This is a genomic window from Novosphingobium sp. BL-S-33, assembly GCF_056857025.1.
Window position 1 is genome coordinate 2,735,131 of the sequence record NZ_CM166474.1, and the last position, 16,547, is coordinate 2,751,677.

The following is a 16,547-nucleotide window of genomic DNA, read 5'->3' on the forward strand; positions in this document are numbered from 1 at the left end:
ATTGTTGCGAAAGCCACAAATTGGCCGCAAGTTGTTACTACACAGCCACTGGGCCATTATGGGGCAATTACCATGCTGTTCTTGAGAATTCTCGCCTGCATCATCGGCTTCCTGGCCGTAGCGCTGGGCGTGCTTTGGGTCGGACAGGGGACCGGACTGGTGCTCTGGCCCGCAAACAGCTTCATGATAGACGATCGCGGTTGGGCCGTTCGCGGTGCCGTCATGGTCTGTGTTGGCGCGATTCTGCTGTGGCTGGCGTGGCGAAATAACGGGCGCAGCAGCAGCGACAACCGGCTCTAGGCCATTTCGCCGCAGCCTATTCTGGCATTATTATTTTAAATCAATGCAATGATCGAACCATCTCGGCTCGACCTGAACTGAATCGTCAGGCATCGCGGTCGGCCGGCAGTTCAAGAATGAACCGCGCACCCTGCCCTGGAGCGCTCTCCACGGTAAGGTCGCCGCCCATGGCACGCGCCAGGCACCGCGAAATGTAAAGACCAAGCCCAGAACCACCATCCCCGCTGCGACCCAGGCGTTCGAACTTCTCGAAGACACGCTCCTGATCCTCAAGCGCCAAGCCCGGCCCCTGGTCAGCCACCGTCACGTAAGCCCGCCCATCAAGCGAATCCAGCCTGATCCAGACTTGTGAGCCTTCGGGCGAATAGCGGACCGCATTGCCGATCAGGTTCAGCATGATCTGTAGAACGCGGCGGAATTCAGCGATGGCTGGCAGGCTCTCGGTCCAGTGCGGCGCCTCGACCCTGATACCCTTTTCCTGCGCACGCACATTGAGAATTCCCGCGCCCTGCCGGGCAACTTCGGAAAGATCGATATGGTCGGGGATCGTGTCGAAATTGTCGGATTCGACGACTTCGAGGTCGGCCAGGTCCTCAAGCAAGCCGAGCAGGAGCTTGCCCGCCCCCGCGATCTCGCCGGCATATTCAGCGTAGGCATCAGGCAACGGCCCAGCGAGCCGCGTGCGGATCGTCTCCGCATTGGCGATGATCCGAGCGATCGGCTGCCGCAGCACCGGCGCGAGATCCTGTCCCACCAGACTGCGCCGCATGAGCGGCTCGGCCGGCGAATGCACTGTCGGCAACGGTGCCGAAGGCGCATCCGAAACCAGCAGCAGTTCGAACCCGGTCGGATCAAAACCCGGCTGGAACTGCGGAACAAGCGCCACTCGCCAAGGCCTCTGCGAACCCACCACGCAGACCCGGGCCCCGTCGAGCAGGCGCCAATGCAGCGGCTGACGCTGCGTAAAGTTTTCCGGCGGCACGAAATCGGTCCAGGGCTTGCCAAGTCCGCCCGCCATGGCTGCGGCAACGCCTGCGAGTTCGGGACTGTCGGTCTCAACCGAAAGCACCCGCTGCGCGCCGTCAAGCCGCGCCGTCAACTCGGCAAGGTGCCGGTCGATCATCGTACGGCGGCGGTCGGAAGCTGCGGTGTCCTCGACAGCCACTTGCGTCGTCTGCCAGTTGCGGACGACGATCTCGCAACATCCGGCCTCGTCCGAATCGTCCTCGCCGAAGAGCGGCTGGATCTCCACCCAGGCTGTTACGAGTTCGGCGCCATCAAAGGCCGTAATTGCGCGTGCCAGGCGGAAGCCGTAACTCCGGGCCTTGCGGACGATATCGAGGAGTTCCGGCACCGCAATCGCACCAGGAACCGCGCCGCCGCACCGCGTCTGCAATCCGGCCAGCGGCTCGTCAGCGCGCGTCAGGCGGTCCTGCGCGTCACATTCGGCACGAGCCACGATGTTGCCGATGGCGAGCATCAGCCCCCCAGACGTCCCGTTGCCAGGATGATCGCTGCCATGTCCCCGCCGATCTCGTCGAACACCTCGGGCAGGATCTGGCCGGGATGGAACACCAGCATCTGGCGCGTGACTTCGGCGGCCGAAAGCCCTGCGGCCCGAAGTGCCAGTGCAAGCCGCGCAGCCTGCGCCTCATGGGTGGACAGCACCAGCGCATCGCGCCCAAGTCCGGATCGCAGCGCCAGCGCGGTGAGGAACAGTGCCAGACCGCCGTGGTCGATCGCCAGCGCGTCGTCCACATGATTGCCCAGCCCCATGACGAGCTGCGCAGCAAGGCCAAGGCGGCTAGCCCCCTCTTCATAGCGTAGTCTGACCGCAGCTTCGGTCGCGGCAATCCTCGCGCCCGCATCGGCCGTACCGGACAACGCGATACGGAGTGCCTGAAGCGCCCCGTGCAGAAGTTCGCCCGGCAGTTCGGTGAACGGCAGCCCCATCCGGCGCTGCGCCTGACACCAACGCGCCTGCGCCGCAAGCCATGTCATCGCGAGGGCCTGAACGCCCTCGTTCTCGGAAGAAACGAGCGACTGGAGCAGCGGCGAAACGACGGGGTCGAGCGCCATGCGGGCCTGCAAGCATTCGGTCAGACGCCATTCCAGCGCGAGTGCGTGAACGTGGCCCAACAGTGCGCGCTGGTCCATCAAGGCCAGCACAAGCGCCTCGTGCTCCTCGCTACCCTGTGCGGGCAGCCCGCCCGGCGTTTCGAGCAGCGCCCCGGCCAGGTCACCCAACATGCCGCGCACCCGCGCAAGGATCTCGTCACTGAACAGCGCGCCATCCTGTGCCGTCAGCAAATGCCGAAGGACGGGCTGGACGCTTGCCGCCAATGCGTCGCCCCGCGCCAGTTCGGCGCGCAGCACGGCCTCGACGTTCTCCACGTTGGCCGGATGGACAGCATTGTCGATCATCCGTCCCTTAATACCCTGTATTTGGTTAAGCCCCGGTTAGCCTTTTCTGCGCAGCGGAAGAGCCATGCCAAGGATGACCAGAGCAACTGCCAGAACCTCCACAATGGGTTCAACCTGCCCGAAACCGGCAGCAAACGCCAGCACAACGCCAAGCAGCGCCCTGTCCCCCGCAAGCCGCGTTGCCGGCCCGCTGACGACGCGCGGCACCAAGGCCAACAACATCATCAACATTGTGGGAGGAAACATCCAGGACAGAAGGCTTTCGCCGAAAAGCCGGGGGACACTGGCGAGAATCAGAAGTCCAAAAGTCGCATCAATCGCCCAACCGAGTACGTGGGCTCGCGGAATCGCGGGAGGAAGCTGCCCCAGCGCCTGACGTTCGGCAGAGCGGATCAGTCGGCTCGCCTCGACAAGGATAGCGCCGAGCGATGCGAACAGAAACGCGACCGAAAGCGTCCCAAACCACGCAAGACCGCCGGAAATCGCCAGCACCACAAGAACCGCGGCGCTCAGAGCATTGCTCGCATTGCCGGCGTGAAGCAGCGAAGAGCCGAACGCCACTACGCCTTGGCGCGCAATCGCTTGCCCCGGAGACATCGGCTCCCCTTCGCCGAACCGTGTGCGCAACCACTCGGTTTCGACCGCGTGCGCCTCAGCCTCGGTGCGAATCATGCGCCAGTTCGCCCCAGCCCTTGCATCGGCGGGTATCTCGCGCATCGGAATGCCGGATTGCAGTGCGATACGCATCAGCGCGGAAGGCACGTCGCAATCGGCAGGAAGTTCGTGAAGGTGCTCGACCAGGCGCCCGGGAATCTGCATCAGCCCGGCCCCCGCCCGATTGAGATCGATCCGCTCGAACCCTTCGGCCAGCGCGCCTTCAACGGGTTGAACCAGCACCGCCGGGGCGGGCCCGTCGAACAGCGAAACCGCGCGCGCCGGCTCGGCAAAGAGCCCCTCGCTGACGACGACGAGTTCGTCATTGGCGGTTACCAGCCCGGAAAGCGGGCGGGAACCGGTAGAAATGTAGAATTGCAGCCCGGCATCCTCAGCCGCGTGCTGAAGCGCGATGAGTTCCGGCGAAGCGCCGCGCGCGATGCAGATCACCCTCTGGCAATCCATAGCCAGCGCAAGGCCAAGCTGGTGCCGGGCAAGCATAGCCCCGCCCACACGCAGGAACGCGCGTGGGACCGGCTGACCCGCTCCCGCGGGCTCCGTCATGGCCAGCAATGCGATGCGCAGCTTGTAACCCTCCAGCGACCCCGCACCATGTAAACATGGGACGCGCGAGTGCCAAGCGTATGCCTGCAATCAGTCGGCGGAAAACTCGGCGATATAAGCACGAAGGCGGCGAACCACCGCCGGGTCGCCCGGAGCCGCGTCCAACGCCTCATCGGCCAGCATCAGCAGCGAGGCGCTGTGGAAGCTGGCCGCGATGCCCTTGAGCCGCATCGCCGCCATTTGCCAGTTTCCGTCGCAGCGGGCGCGCACGAGCAGATCCACTTGCCGGTCCACGCTTTCGACGTAAGACGCGCGCAGTTCCGCGAAAAGATCCGCGTCCCCGCCTGCCGCTGCCGACAGCGTTGCTTCGAGTGCACCTGCTTCATATGCCATTTCCCCAGCTTAATCCGAGAAGGGTTAAAGTGGGGTTTATTGGAGGATCACACATGGTATCCTGCCGCCATGTCCGGGGAAAACAGGATCATCGCGTTCGGCGCGAACCATAGTGAAAATGGCGATGCCGCAGCGGTTTCGCAGCCTCCCATGACGGAAAACGAAGGCGATGCCATGCCCCTGTCGCAGGAAGAATGGCATCGCGCGCTGGCGCCGGCAGCGTTGACGCGTGGAACCGGTGCGCCAAAGTGGCTGCTGCCTGCCCTCGCCGCCTTTACCGCCGCAGCCTGGACCGGTTTCTTCCTGGGATCGCAATGGCCGCTCCTGAATAGCCTGCCACTGGTGGCGATCCCGGCGATGGTGACGACCTGGGCGGTTCCCTTGCTGCTGATCGGCCTCGTCTGGCTGCTTGCCATGCGCCACAGCGCGCGCGAAGGTAAACGCTTCGGCGATGTCGCACGGACGCTGTCGCGCGAATCCGCGAATCTCGAAAAGCGGCTGACTGCCGTGAACCGCGAGCTGAGCCTCGCGCGGGAGTTCGTGGCCGCGCAGTCCCGCGATCTTGAAGCATTGGGCCGCATCGCTACCGAGCGTCTTTCGCAAAATGCCGAACGATTGCAGGATCTTATCCGCGAAAATGGCGGCCAGGTTGATTCGATCAGCACTGTCAGCGCGACCGCGCTCGACAACATGGAGAAGCTGCGCAGCCAGCTCCCCGTGATCGCCAGCTCTGCCAAGGACGTCACCAATAACATCGGCAACGCCGGCCGGGCGGCGCATGTCCAGCTTGAGGACATGATCAACGGTTTCAACCGCCTCAACGAGTTCGGCTCCGCCAGCGAACGGCAGGTCTCGCGCCTGCGTGAAGCGGTGGCGACAGCGCTCGACGAATTCACCACCCGCACCGACCGCATGGGCACGCTGGCGGACGAACGCTTCACCGTTCTGAACGAACGTGGCGAGGCGTTCCGCACCGAACTCGAACGGCATGAGGTGGAAGCACTCGCGGGTATCCGCACGCGCGCCAACGCGCTGGAAACCGAGATCGCCGAAACGCGCGCACAACTCGATCGGCATGAGGAAGAGAGCCTCACCTCCCTGCGCGCCCGGCTCATCGCCCTGCGTGAGGAGAGCGATGTCGTTTCCCGCGCGCTGCGTGACAGCGAGGGTCGCGCCGCGGAAGACTGGCGGAAGGCGCTGGAAGAGCTTGAGGACGAGCAGCGCGAAGTCGGCCGTGGCATCACCCGTACACAGGACGCCACTATCGGCGCGCTCAAGGCCTCATTGAACGCCATCGCTGCCGATGCCGAGCAACTCGACGGCACAATTGCAGCTCGCCGTGAGCGGCTCGCTGCGGAACTCGATGCGCGCCAGTCACGCCAGTCCGAACTCGAACGGGCCGCGATTACCCGCATCGAAGCCATGCTCGGCGATCTTGACGCGGGGATTTCCGAAAGGCTCGAACGCCATCGCCTGCAAGCCGCGACGCTGGGCGAGCGGGCCGGTGCTATCACCGCTGAACTGGAGCGCTATCAGGCCCGGTTCGATGCCATTGCTGTCACCAGCGAAAATATCGAGAGCCGCCTCACCGGCAGCCTCGGCTCGCTCACTGAACGCCTCACCGCCGCTCGGGCAACGCTTGCGGCGACCGATGGCGATGTGGAATCGCTCACCCAAGCCAGCGTCCGCCTGCTCGAACTGATTCAGGGCAGCGCACGATATGCCCACAATGACTTGCCCGAATCCCTCGCCCTATCCGAGGATCGGCTGAATCGCCTCCAAGCGGGGATCGCCGCCCTCCTCGCATCGCTGAGGGAATCGGCCGGCAATGGCCTGGAACTCGCCGGGACGATCGAGACTTCCGGTCTCGGCCTCAAGGCCCTCACCACCGAGCTTGCCGAGGCACAAGCCGAACTGGCACGCAGCGGTACCGCTCACGGTAAGCTGCTGGACGAACTGCGCCAGTCGGTCTCCGCCATCGAAATCGCCACGGACGATGCCGCCGGAAAGGCGCAAGGCGAGCTTCGCGATGCCGTTTCGGCTTTGCAGGCAGCGCTTGCGGGATCTGTCGAAGCCATCGAGGGCGATAGTGCCGAGCGCATCGCCCGCGTGGCGCAAGAGCTTGGTGACGAAAGCGCACAGGCCATCGACAAGGCCATGCGCCAGCGTGTGGCGGAAGTGACCGGCCAGTTGGATCAGGCCGTCGCCCATGCTTCGGGCGCCACGCGCGAGGCCACGATCCAGCTTCGCGACCAGCTTGCGAAAGTGGACGAACTCGTCGGCAACCTGGAAAACCGCGTCGCCCAAGCGCGCGAACGGGCCGAAGAGGAAATCGACAACGATTTTGCCCGGCGCGTCGCGCTCATTACCGAGTCGCTCAATTCGAACGCGATCGACATTGCCACGTCGCTCTCGGCCGACGTATCCGATACGGCCTGGGCTGCCTATCTTCGCGGCGATCGCGGCATCTTCACGCGCCGCGCGGTAGCCCTGCTCGATGCGGGCGAGGTCAAGTCGATCCAGCATCTGTTCGAGCACGAGACTGCCTTCCGCGAGCACGTCAGCCGCTACATCCACGATTTCGAGGCGATCCTGCGTCAGGTACTTTCGACACGCGACGGCAATGCCTTGGGCGTCACCCTGCTCTCATCGGACATGGGCAAGCTTTACGTGGCGCTGGCACAGGCTATCGAGCGGCTGCGCAATTGATTTGGGCCGGAGCCGCAAGGCTGGAACAGCCTCGCGTCCGACCTTCCAGGATCAGTAGCCGATATCTTTCACCGGCGGCTGCCCGAAAACATTGAGATCGTCGGCAGTGACCCACTGCTCGGCGTAATTCATGTAATAGAGCCCGAAAAGCACCAGTCCCAGGACCGTGGCGCGCTTGGCGATAAGCTTCGGGCGGAAGTTCACCGGCGCACTGTTGGCGTGCCCCTTCTCGACCCGATAGCCCGTCACCTCATCGGGTGTGCGCAGGCCGAACGGCATGACGAGGAACGCGGCCAGGACCCAGAACAGGCCGTAAATCGCAATCATCGAAGTCCATTGCATGGCCATCGCTCAATCCTCCAGCAGCAGAACCTGCACTTGCGGCTTCTTTCCGGACCAGCGCGTCGCTGCCCGGCGCGCGGCAAGCCGCGCCGCCTCGACCCGAACTTCGCGGTCAGACTTCTTCGCCCTGCCAAGCGCATTGACGACATCCTGCTGCGCTTCTTCGACGAACTTCTCGTAGTCCTCATCGAGCGGCAACCCGATTGCGGCAACCTGCACGTTGCCCTTCCGGTCGGCTGCGACCGAGACCACGCCGTTGAAGGAAATCCGGCGGCGCATCACCATCGCATCGCCATCCGCGGGCGCGATGATATCGCCATCGAGCACCAGGCGGCCCGAGCGCACTTCACCGAATTTTCCGGGATGGCTTGGCGCAAGGCGCACGAGGTCGCCATTTTTCTGGAACAGGGCCTTGGGAATACCGCTCGCGAGACCAAGCCGCGCCTGTTCGCGCATGTGCCGTACCTCTCCGTGAACCGGAACAAGGATTTCGGGCCGGATCCAGCCATAGAGTGCCTGAAGCTCCGGACGGCCGGGATGTCCGGATACGTGGATGGTGCTCTGGCGGTCGGTGACGATAACTATGCCGGAATCCGAAAGACGGTTCTGGATGCGGCCGATGGCGATCTCGTTGCCGGGGATCTGGCGGCTCGAGAACAATACGACATCGCCCGCTTCAAGCTTGATCGGATGGTTGCCCTCCGAAATACGCGCCAGCGCCGCACGCGCCTCGCCCTGCCCGCCGGTGGCGACGATCAGGACCTCGCCGCGCGGCAGGTCCATCGCGGTATCGATGTCGATCAGTTCGGGCAGCTTCTCCAGATAGCCGCTGGCTTTTGCCGTCTCGATGATTCGATCCAGCGAACGCCCGGCCACGCAGAGCTTGCGCCCGGTCTTGCGGGCCACATCGCCCAGCGTCTGAAGCCGCGCCACATTGGAGGCGAAAGTCGTGACGAGCACACGCCTGCCGCGATGCGACTTCACTTCCTCCAGCAGCCCACGATAGACCTCGCCTTCGGAGCCCGACGCCTGCGGATTGAACACGTTAGTCGAATCGCAGACGAGCGCGAGCACGCCCTCGTCACCGATCGCCGTCAATTCTTCCGCGGTCGTCGGCGTGCCAACTTGCGGCTCGTCATCGAGCTTCCAGTCGCCGGTGTGGAAAATCTTGCCGTAAGGCGTGTCGATCAGCAGCGCGTTGCCTTCCGCGATCGAATGCGCCAGCGGCACATAGCGGATACCGAACGGCCCGAGTTCGAAGCGTTCGAGATCCTCGACCACGATCAGTTCGACCTCACCGAGGATGCCCGCTTCCTCCAGCTTCGCCGCGACAAGACGCGCGGTGAAAGGGGTCGCATAAATCGGTACGTCGAGCGCCTCGGCGAAATAGGGTACCGCGCCGATGTGGTCTTCGTGCGCATGGGTCAGGACGATGCCCAGCAGGTTCTCGCGCTCATCCTCGATGAATTCGAGGTCCGCGAAGACGAGATCGACGCCCGGGTACTCGTTCATGCCGAAAGTCATGCCGAGATCGACCATCAGCCACTTGCCCTGGCAGCCATAGAGATTGACGTTCATGCCAATCTCGCCGGAACCACCCAGCGCGCAAAACAGCAGTTCGTTACCCGGTATCACTTCTTTACAGCCCTCTCGGCAAGTATGGCGAGGCCCTCAAGCGTCAGGTCGGCATCGACGGCATCGAAGATGTCCGTCGCCTTGTCGAACAGAACGGCGAGACCGCCGGTGGCGATTACTTTGGCGGGACGGCCGATTTCCGCACGCATGCGGGCAATCAGGCCTTCCATCATGGCGACGTAGCCCCAGAATACCCCGATCAGCATCTGGTCTTCGGTATTGCGGCCGATCACCGACTTGCTCTGCGGCACGGCGATGGCAATGCGCGGGAGCTTGGCGGTATTGCCGACCAGCGCGTCCAGCGAAAGATTGATGCCCGGCGCGATAATGCCACCTTTGTAGGCGCCATGATAGTCAACCACGTCCAAAGTCGTGGCCGTGCCAAAATCGACGACGATAAGATCGCCGCCGTGGCGTTCATGCGCGGCAATCGCATTGACCGCACGGTCGGCACCCAGCGAGCGCGGCTCGTCAACGTCGATATCGATCGCGTAGTCGGCCTTGCCTTGCCCCGCGATCAGCGGCTCCACTTCGAAATAGTGGCGGCAGAGGATCTCCAGATTGTGCAGCGCGCGCGGCACCACAGTGGAGATGATGATGCTGTCCACCGCCTTGGGATCGACGCCGCGGATCGCCAGCAACTGCATCAGCCAGACCGCATATTCGTCGCCCGTACGGCGCGGATCGGTCGCAATGCGCCAGCGGCCTCGCAGCGTGCGCCCTTCGAAGAGCGCGAAAACGACATTGGTATTGCCGGCATCGATCGCGAGCAGCATCGGAATTCCTTCAGACCAGCGAGACGTCGCCCGCATGGATGACACGTAGGCTTCCGTCCGGCAGACGCAAGCGCAGAGCACCGTCGGGGTCAAGCCCGGCGAAAGCGCCGAGCGCCTCCCCTTCCCCGTCCAGCACAACCTTCAGAGGCGTGCCTTGCGGATAGGCATGCTGCTGCCAGGCCCCCAGCGTGGCCGAAAGCCCTTCGCTCCGCCATTGCGAGAGACGCCTCGCATAAGCAGTCGCCAGCTTTTCGAGCACTTTTTGCGCATCGACATCGCTTCCACCCGAAGCCAGTACCGACGCCGTAGCGCGGTCGGCCAGTTCGGGGGCGGATACAAGGTTGATACCGATGCCAACGATCACATGATCGCCGCAGCGTTCCAGCAGAATGCCGCTGATCTTGGCGCCCGCGACAAGAACGTCGTTGGGCCATTTGAGTTGAACGCCCGCTTCCGCAGGTAGCAGCGCGGCAATCAGGTCACGGACGGCGAGCGCCGCCACGAAAGCCAGCGTATGAGCCGCCGGGTCATCGGCGCGAAGCGCGATGACAGTGCTGGCGTAGAGATTGCCCTCAGGCGAGGACCATTCCTTGCCGCGACGCCCGCGCCCGGCGCTTTGTCGCACCGCGCGTAGCCAGAACCCTTCAGCAATGCCCTCGCCGGCGCCGAGGCGCCGGACGAGATCGGCATTGGTCGAAGCGGTCTCTTCGACGACCTCTATCAAAGGCCGGAGAAGAGCGCCGCCGCAGCGGTGTCAGCCAGATGGCCCAGCCAGCGGGTGAGCAGGAAGCCCAGCGGCGAAATGACCACGCACGAACCCACGAGGACGAGCTTGTGCCAGATGTCGCTCTGGCCCTTCACCACGTCGGCCGGTTCGTCGAAGTACATGATCTTGACGACCTTGAGGTAGTAGAAAGCGCCGATCACGGAAGCCGCAAAGCCCAGCGCGGCGAGCGCGATCATGCCGCCGTCAACCGCGGCCTTGAAGACCAGGAACTTGCCCCAGAAGCCGAACATCGGCGGGATACCGGCAAGGCTGAACATGATCATCGCCAGCGCCAGGGCAAGGCCCGGACGGGTGCGCGACAGGCCGGCCATCTTGCCGAGATCCTCGACCGGATTGCCGTTTTCGTCGGCAAGCATCAGGATCATGACAAAACCGCCAATCGACATCGCAACATAGATCGCGAGGTAGAACAGCATCGCCGAGATGCCTTCCGGCGTTGCCACCGCGAGGCCGACCAGCATGAAGCCGACGTTGTTGATCGACGAATAGGCCATCAGTCGCTTGATGTTCGACTGACGCATCGCGCCAAGAGCACCGATCACGATCGAAGCGAGTGCTGCGAAGACAACGATCTGCTGCCAGGCATGCGCCTGTTCACCGAAGGCTTCGATGGCAACGCGCATGGTAAGCGCCATCGCGGCGACCTTGGGGGCCGTTGCGAAGAGCGTGGTCACCGGGGTCGGTGCACCTTCGTAAACGTCCGGCGTCCACATATGGAACGGTACGGCGCTGATCTTGAAGGCAAGACCGGCGAAGACGAACACGAGGCCGAACAGGGCGCCATGCGAGAGGCCATGCGCCATCGAGGCGCTGATGCCGTCGAACGACGTCGTGCCTGCGAACCCGTACGTCAGGCTCATGCCGAACAGCAGGATGCCCGAAGCCAGCGCGCCCAGCACGAAGTACTTGAGGCCCGCTTCGGCCGAACGACCATCGGTGCGCAGGAACGCGGCCAGGACGTAGGCGGCGAGCGAGTTCATCTCAAGGCCGATGTAGAGCGTGATGAGGTTCGTTGCCGAAACCATCATGCTCATGCCGATCGCCGCCAGAACGACGAGCACCGGATATTCGGCACGCATCGCCTTGAAGCGATCGAAGTAGGCCGGAGCGACCATGATCGAAACGGCGGCAGAGATGTAGATCAGCACTTTCGCGAAGGAAGCGAAAGCGTCGGCCTTGAACTGGCCGAAGAAGGCGTAAGTTTCGACGCCCATGGCACCGCCGCAAAGCGCGGGGGCGACGAGGACGCCGGCGGCGACGAGCGCCGCCACGGCGAGAACGGAGATCAACCGGGCAGCCTTGTCACCACCCCAGGCGGCGATCAGGAGCAAGACGAGGCTTGCGAAGCTCAGCGTTTCTTCAGGCGCGATCAGGCGCAGTGACTGCGACCAGTCCATCAGTGTGCCCCCTCATGCGCAGCTTCTTCATGCGCAGGCTTTTCCTTGCCCATGGCCAACTTGGCGTCTCCTTCCGGCTTTGCACGCGCAATCCGGGCGTCGAGCGCGGCAATGTCGGCGCGCATCGGAGCAATGAAGCTCTCGGGATAGACGCCCATCCACAGCACCGCGAGGCCCAGCGGAACCACCATAAGCAGTTCGCGGACGTCGAGGTCGGCCATGGCGGCGGCATCGGCGTTCTTCTGGTCGCCAAAGGCGATCCGGCGATAGAGGTAGAGCATGTAGGCAGCGCCCAGGATGATACCGGTGGTGCAGATCAGCGCCGTCCAGCTCGATGCCTGGTAAATGCCGCCAAGGCTCAGGAATTCGCCGACGAAACCGCTGGTGCCCGGAAGGCCGATCGAGGCCATCGTGAAGAGCAGGAAGAACAGCGCATAACGCGGCATGTTGATGGCAAGACCACCGTAACGGACGATCTCACGGGTGTGCAGGCGGTCGTAGATGATGCCCACGCAAAGGAACAGCGCGCCCGAGACGAGGCCGTGGCTCAGCATGACCAGCATCGAACCTTCGAGGCCCTGCGGGTTGAAGGCGAAGAGACCGATGGTCACGATCGCCATGTGAGCGACCGACGAATAGGCGATCAGCTTCTTCATGTCGCTCTGCACCAGCGCGATCAGCGAGGTGATAACGACAGCGGCCATCGAGAGACCCCACACCAGCGGCGCGAAGTAGGCCGAAGCTTCGGGGAACATCGGCAGCGAGAAGCGGATGAAGCCGTAGCCACCCATCTTCAGTAGCACGCCTGCCAGGATCACCGAGCCAGCGGTCGGCGCCTGAACGTGCGCCGCCGGAAGCCAGGTGTGGACCGGCCACATCGGCATCTTCACCGCGAAGCTGGCGAAGAAGGCGAGGAACAGCCAGGTCTGAGCCTGCGGATCGAAGTCATAAGCCATCAGCGCAGGAACCGAGGTCGTGCCGGCAGTGTGGACCATCCACAGCATCGCCACGAGCATCAGCACAGAACCGAGCAGCGTGTAGAGGAAGAACTTGTAAGCAGCGTAGATACGGTCCGCACCACCCCAGATACCGATGATAAGGTACATCGGGATCAGGCCGGCTTCGAAGAACATGTAGAACAGGAAGATATCCTGTGCCGCGAAGACGCCGATCATCAGCGTTTCCATGAGCAGGAAAGCGGCCATGTATTCGCCGACGCGCTTCTCGATCGAGTTCCAGCTCGCACCGATACAGATCGGCATGAGGAAGACCGAAAGCAGGATCAGCAGCAGCGCAATGCCATCGATGCCGAGAGCGTAGGAAAAGCCCGAGAACAGCTCATGCCGTTCCGTGAACTGCCACTGCGCTCCGCCAATGTCGAAGTTCATCCAGAGGACAATGCCAAGAGCAAGGTCCGCGAGGGTGGCGACAAGCGCCACCACTCGGGCCGATTTGGCATCAAGGTAGAGACAAGCCAGTGCCGCCGCGAGCGGCACCAGCAACATCAGACTGAGGATCGGAAAACCACTCATCATCTTATCCCGCGATCACCCAGCTGATGGCGGCAACGACGCCGATCAGCATGACAAGTGCGTAGCTGTACAGATAGCCCGACTGGACCTTCTGCGCGTAAGTCGAACCCCTGGCGACGACCCAGGCCGCACCGTCGGGACCGAACTTGTCGATCACGCCGATGTCCAGGACATTCCAGAACACCTTGCCGAGCCAGAAAGCGGGACGGACGAAGATCGTGTTGTAGAGTTCGTCGAACATCCACTTGCGGTACACGAAGGTGTAAACCGGCCCGAGCTGTTCGGCGACTGCCTTGGGGAACGAGAGATTCTTCATGTAGCCGTACCATGCGGTCAGCAGGCCCAGCGCCATCACCGTGAACGGAGCCCACTTCACCCAGGTCGGAACGCCATGCATCGCGTGGATCAGGTGTTCGTGGAAGACCAGTGCGCCCTTCCAGAACTCGCCCTCTCCTTCGGAGACGAAGGCATGCTGGAAAATAAAGCCGGCAAAGATCGCACCCAACGAGAGGATGATCAGCGGCAGCAGCATGACCGGCGGGCTTTCGTGCGGGTGGTAGCCACCCGTGCCGTCGCCGTGCTGCGTGTAGTCCGGACCGCGCGAACCGATTTCTTCGCTCGCATGCGAATCTTCGTCCTCAGCGTGCTCATGGCCATCGTGAGCATGATCGTCATGACCATGGCCATGCGCGTCATGAACGGCGTGCTGAATGTGCTCCGACTGGATCCAGCGCGGCTTGCCGAAGAAGGTCAGGAAGACCAGGCGCCACGAATAGAAGCTCGTCATGAGCGCGGCAGCGATGCCCATCCAGAAGGCGAAACCACCGATCTGGGTGCCCGAACCGAAGGCTGCTTCGAGGATCGCGTCCTTCGAGTGGAAGCCTGCGAAGCCCGCGAAACCTGCGATACCCACGCCGGTGATGGCCAGCGTACCCGCCGTCATCGCCCAGAAGGTGATCGGGATATGCTTACGCAGGCCGCCGTAGAAGCGCATGTCCTGCTCGTGGTGCATCGAGTGGATGACCGAACCGGCACCAAGGAACAGCAGTGCTTTGAAGAACGCGTGCGTGAACAGGTGGAACATGGCCGCGCCATAGGCGCCGACGCCGGCGGCGAAGAACATGTAACCGAGCTGCGAGCAGGTCGAGTACGCGATCACGCGCTTGATGTCCCACTGCGTGCAGCCCACGGTGGCGGCGAAGAAGCAGGTGCAGGCGCCAACGAAGGCGACGAGGTGCATCGCGGTCTCGCTGGTCTCGAACATCGGCGAGAGGCGGCAGACCATGAAGACGCCGGCGGTGACCATGGTCGCGGCGTGAATGAGGGCCGAGACCGGGGTTGGGCCTTCCATCGCGTCCGGAAGCCAGGTGTGCAGGCCGAGCTGCGCCGACTTGCCCATCGCGCCGATGAACAGAAGGATGCAGATCACCGTCATCGTGTCAAAGCGGTGGCCGAGGAAGCCGATGGTCGAACCCGCCATGCCCGGCGCTGCGTGCAGGATCTCGGGAATCGAGACCGTGCCGAACACCAGGTAGGTGCCGAAGATGCCCAGCATGAAGCCAAGGTCACCCACGCGGTTGACCACGAAGGCCTTGATCGCGGCGGCGCAGGCCGAAGGCTTGCGGAACCAGAAGCCGATCAGAAGGTACGACGCGAGACCCACGCCTTCCCAACCGAAGAACATCTGCACCAGGTTGTCCGCCGTCACCAGCATGAGCATGGCGAAGGTGAACAGCGACAGGTACGCGAAGAAGCGCGGCTGATCCGGCTCCTCGCTCATGTAGCCCCACGAATAGAGGTGCACGAGCGCGGAGACCGAGGTGATGACCACCAGCATGACGGCGGTCAGCGTGTCGACACGCAGCGCCCAGTCGAAGGTCATCGCGCCAGACTGGACCCACTTGAGGACCGGAACGACGCTGGCTTCGGCGTGGCCGCCGAGGAACTGCAGGAAAATCGGCCACGACAGCAGGCACGACACGAAGAGCGCGCCTGTTGTCAGGGACTTCGCCGCGACGTTGCCGAGCTGCTTGTTGCCAAGCCCGGCGATGATCGCTGCCAATAATGGCAGGAAGACGATGATCAGGATCGGGTGCAAGGCCTTATCCCTTCATCCGGTTGACGTCGTCGACGGCAATCGTGCCGCGGCCACGGAAGTAGATCACGAGGATAGCAAGCCCCACTGCGGCCTCGCCGGCAGCAACCGTCAGCACGAACATCGCGAAGATCTGACCCGTGAGGTCGTGCAGGAACGCGCTGAAGGCGACGAGGTTGATGTTGACCGCAAGCAGGATCAGTTCGATCGCCATGAGCAGAACGATGACGTTCTTGCGGTTGAGGAAGATACCGAGGACGCCGAGCACGAAAAGGATCGAGCTGACGGCCACGTAATGTTCGATGCCGATCACAGCTGAACCCCCTTGCCCACTTCGGGCTTGACGTTGACGGTCGCTTCGTCGGGACGACGTGCAATCTGCTTGCTGATGTTCTGACCACGCGTGTCGGTGCGCTGGCGATGGGTCAGCACGATGGCGCCGATCATCGCAACGAGCAGGATCAGGCCCGCCGCCTCGAACAGGAAGAGATAGCGGCCATACATCAGGGCGCCGATGGCCTCGATGTTCGACGCACCGACCGGAATCGCTGCCGTGCCGTCAGGCGTGCCGAGCGTCATTGCGCCCGACTTCAGGACGCCGAGACCGACGAGCAGTTCGGCGACCAATACGGCCGCGACCAGCAAGCCCAGCGGGAAGTTCTTGACGAACCCTGCACGAAGCTCCGCGAAGTCGATGTCCAGCATCATGACGACGAACAGGAACAGAACCGCGACAGCACCGACGTAGACGATGATGAGCAGCATGGCGATGAACTCGGCGCCGACGAGAACCATGAGCCCGGCAGCGTTGAAGAACGCCAGGATCAGGAACAGCACCGAATGCACCGGGTTGCGGGAGACGATGGTGGCCACCGCCGAAGCGATGGTCAGCGCCGCGAAAAGGTAGAAGGCGATAATCTGGATCATGTCCGCGGCCCC

The 16,547-nt window shown here is 63.2% G+C and carries 15 protein-coding genes; 2 read left to right on the plus strand and 13 right to left on the minus strand.

Going from position 1 to position 16,547, the window contains the following annotated elements:
• The first annotated feature begins 72 nt into the window (after positions 1-72).
• Complete coding sequence (locus AC1VVM_RS12765) at positions 73-300, plus strand: hypothetical protein (protein ID WP_482904223.1); 228 nt, start codon at positions 73-75, stop codon at positions 298-300.
• An 85-nt stretch (positions 301-385) separates the two neighbouring features.
• Here AC1VVM_RS12765 and AC1VVM_RS12770 read toward each other — a convergent pair whose 3' ends face one another.
• The 4 genes from AC1VVM_RS12770 to AC1VVM_RS12785 all read right to left on the minus strand — a co-directional run bounded on the left by AC1VVM_RS12770 (position 386) and on the right by AC1VVM_RS12785 (position 4,335).
• Positions 386-1,780: a sensor histidine kinase gene (locus tag AC1VVM_RS12770; RefSeq protein WP_482904224.1), complete on the minus strand. Its 1,395-nt coding sequence runs from the start codon at positions 1,778-1,780 to the stop codon at positions 386-388.
• Positions 1,780-2,724, minus strand: coding sequence for a hypothetical protein (locus AC1VVM_RS12775; RefSeq protein ID WP_482904225.1), 945 nt, complete (start codon positions 2,722-2,724; stop codon positions 1,780-1,782). The genes AC1VVM_RS12770 and AC1VVM_RS12775 overlap by 1 nt, the downstream gene beginning before the upstream one ends.
• Before the next feature lie 36 nt (positions 2,725-2,760).
• A complete protein-coding gene (locus AC1VVM_RS12780) occupies positions 2,761-3,942 on the minus strand; it encodes a hypothetical protein (protein WP_482955128.1) in 1,182 nt (393 codons plus the stop codon).
• Positions 3,943-4,032: 90 nt separating this feature from the next.
• Positions 4,033-4,335: an Hpt domain-containing protein gene (locus tag AC1VVM_RS12785; protein ID WP_482904227.1), complete on the minus strand. Its 303-nt coding sequence runs from the start codon at positions 4,333-4,335 to the stop codon at positions 4,033-4,035.
• 150 nt (positions 4,336-4,485) lie between these two features.
• Here AC1VVM_RS12785 and AC1VVM_RS12790 point away from each other — a divergent pair, with 150 nt between their 5' ends.
• The gene (locus AC1VVM_RS12790; RefSeq protein WP_482904228.1) at positions 4,486-7,044 is read left to right on the plus strand and encodes a coiled-coil domain-containing protein; all 2,559 of its coding nucleotides are present in this window, start codon (positions 4,486-4,488) and stop codon (positions 7,042-7,044) included.
• A gap of 51 nt (positions 7,045-7,095) precedes the next feature.
• Here AC1VVM_RS12790 and AC1VVM_RS12795 read toward each other — a convergent pair whose 3' ends face one another.
• From AC1VVM_RS12795 to AC1VVM_RS12835, 9 genes are read right to left on the minus strand one after another with little or no spacing between them, the layout of a single operon-like run.
• Complete coding sequence (locus AC1VVM_RS12795) at positions 7,096-7,386, minus strand: DUF1467 family protein (protein WP_132385787.1); 291 nt, start codon at positions 7,384-7,386, stop codon at positions 7,096-7,098.
• A gap of 9 nt (positions 7,387-7,395) precedes the next feature.
• Positions 7,396-9,021 (minus strand): ribonuclease J, encoded by a 1,626-nt coding sequence (locus tag AC1VVM_RS12800; RefSeq protein ID WP_482904229.1) that lies wholly within the window; start codon positions 9,019-9,021, stop codon positions 7,396-7,398.
• Positions 9,018-9,797 (minus strand): type III pantothenate kinase, encoded by a 780-nt coding sequence (locus AC1VVM_RS12805; RefSeq protein ID WP_482904230.1) that lies wholly within the window; start codon positions 9,795-9,797, stop codon positions 9,018-9,020. Before AC1VVM_RS12805 ends, AC1VVM_RS12800 begins: the two co-directional genes overlap by 4 nt.
• Before the next feature lie 10 nt (positions 9,798-9,807).
• Positions 9,808-10,521: a biotin--[acetyl-CoA-carboxylase] ligase gene (locus AC1VVM_RS12810; protein WP_482904231.1), complete on the minus strand. Its 714-nt coding sequence runs from the start codon at positions 10,519-10,521 to the stop codon at positions 9,808-9,810.
• A complete protein-coding gene (nuoN, locus tag AC1VVM_RS12815) occupies positions 10,518-11,981 on the minus strand; it encodes an NADH-quinone oxidoreductase subunit NuoN (protein WP_132385481.1) in 1,464 nt (487 codons plus the stop codon). The genes AC1VVM_RS12810 and nuoN overlap by 4 nt, the downstream gene beginning before the upstream one ends.
• Complete coding sequence (locus AC1VVM_RS12820) at positions 11,981-13,513, minus strand: NADH-quinone oxidoreductase subunit M (RefSeq protein WP_482905104.1); 1,533 nt, start codon at positions 13,511-13,513, stop codon at positions 11,981-11,983. The genes nuoN and AC1VVM_RS12820 overlap by 1 nt, the downstream gene beginning before the upstream one ends.
• A 4-nt stretch (positions 13,514-13,517) precedes the next feature.
• Entirely contained in the window at positions 13,518-15,611 is a 2,094-nt protein-coding gene (gene nuoL / locus AC1VVM_RS12825) for an NADH-quinone oxidoreductase subunit L (protein ID WP_482904232.1), read from the minus strand.
• A 4-nt stretch (positions 15,612-15,615) separates the two neighbouring features.
• Entirely contained in the window at positions 15,616-15,921 is a 306-nt protein-coding gene (gene nuoK / locus AC1VVM_RS12830; protein WP_132385484.1) for an NADH-quinone oxidoreductase subunit NuoK, read from the minus strand.
• Entirely contained in the window at positions 15,918-16,535 is a 618-nt protein-coding gene (locus AC1VVM_RS12835; protein WP_482904233.1) for an NADH-quinone oxidoreductase subunit J, read from the minus strand. The genes nuoK and AC1VVM_RS12835 overlap by 4 nt, the downstream gene beginning before the upstream one ends.
• Between the last annotated feature and the right edge of the window lie 12 nt (positions 16,536-16,547).

Coding starts and splice junctions, on each gene's coding strand:
- AC1VVM_RS12765 (WP_482904223.1), top strand. CDS start 73: ATGCTGTTCTTGAGAATTCTCGCCTGCATCATCGGCTTCCTGGCCGTA.
- AC1VVM_RS12770 (WP_482904224.1), bottom strand. CDS start 1,780: ATGCTCGCCATCGGCAACATCGTGGCTCGTGCCGAATGTGACGCGCAG.
- AC1VVM_RS12775 (WP_482904225.1), bottom strand. CDS start 2,724: ATGATCGACAATGCTGTCCATCCGGCCAACGTGGAGAACGTCGAGGCC.
- AC1VVM_RS12780 (WP_482955128.1), bottom strand. CDS start 3,942: ATGACGGAGCCCGCGGGAGCGGGTCAGCCGGTCCCACGCGCGTTCCTG.
- AC1VVM_RS12785 (WP_482904227.1), bottom strand. CDS start 4,335: ATGGCATATGAAGCAGGTGCACTCGAAGCAACGCTGTCGGCAGCGGCA.
- AC1VVM_RS12790 (WP_482904228.1), top strand. CDS start 4,486: ATGACGGAAAACGAAGGCGATGCCATGCCCCTGTCGCAGGAAGAATGG.
- AC1VVM_RS12795 (WP_132385787.1), bottom strand. CDS start 7,386: ATGCAATGGACTTCGATGATTGCGATTTACGGCCTGTTCTGGGTCCTG.
- AC1VVM_RS12805 (WP_482904230.1), bottom strand. CDS start 9,797: ATGCTGCTCGCGATCGATGCCGGCAATACCAATGTCGTTTTCGCGCTC.
- nuoN (WP_132385481.1), bottom strand. CDS start 11,981: ATGGACTGGTCGCAGTCACTGCGCCTGATCGCGCCTGAAGAAACGCTG.
- AC1VVM_RS12820 (WP_482905104.1), bottom strand. CDS start 13,513: ATGAGTGGTTTTCCGATCCTCAGTCTGATGTTGCTGGTGCCGCTCGCG.
- AC1VVM_RS12835 (WP_482904233.1), bottom strand. CDS start 16,535: ATGATCCAGATTATCGCCTTCTACCTTTTCGCGGCGCTGACCATCGCT.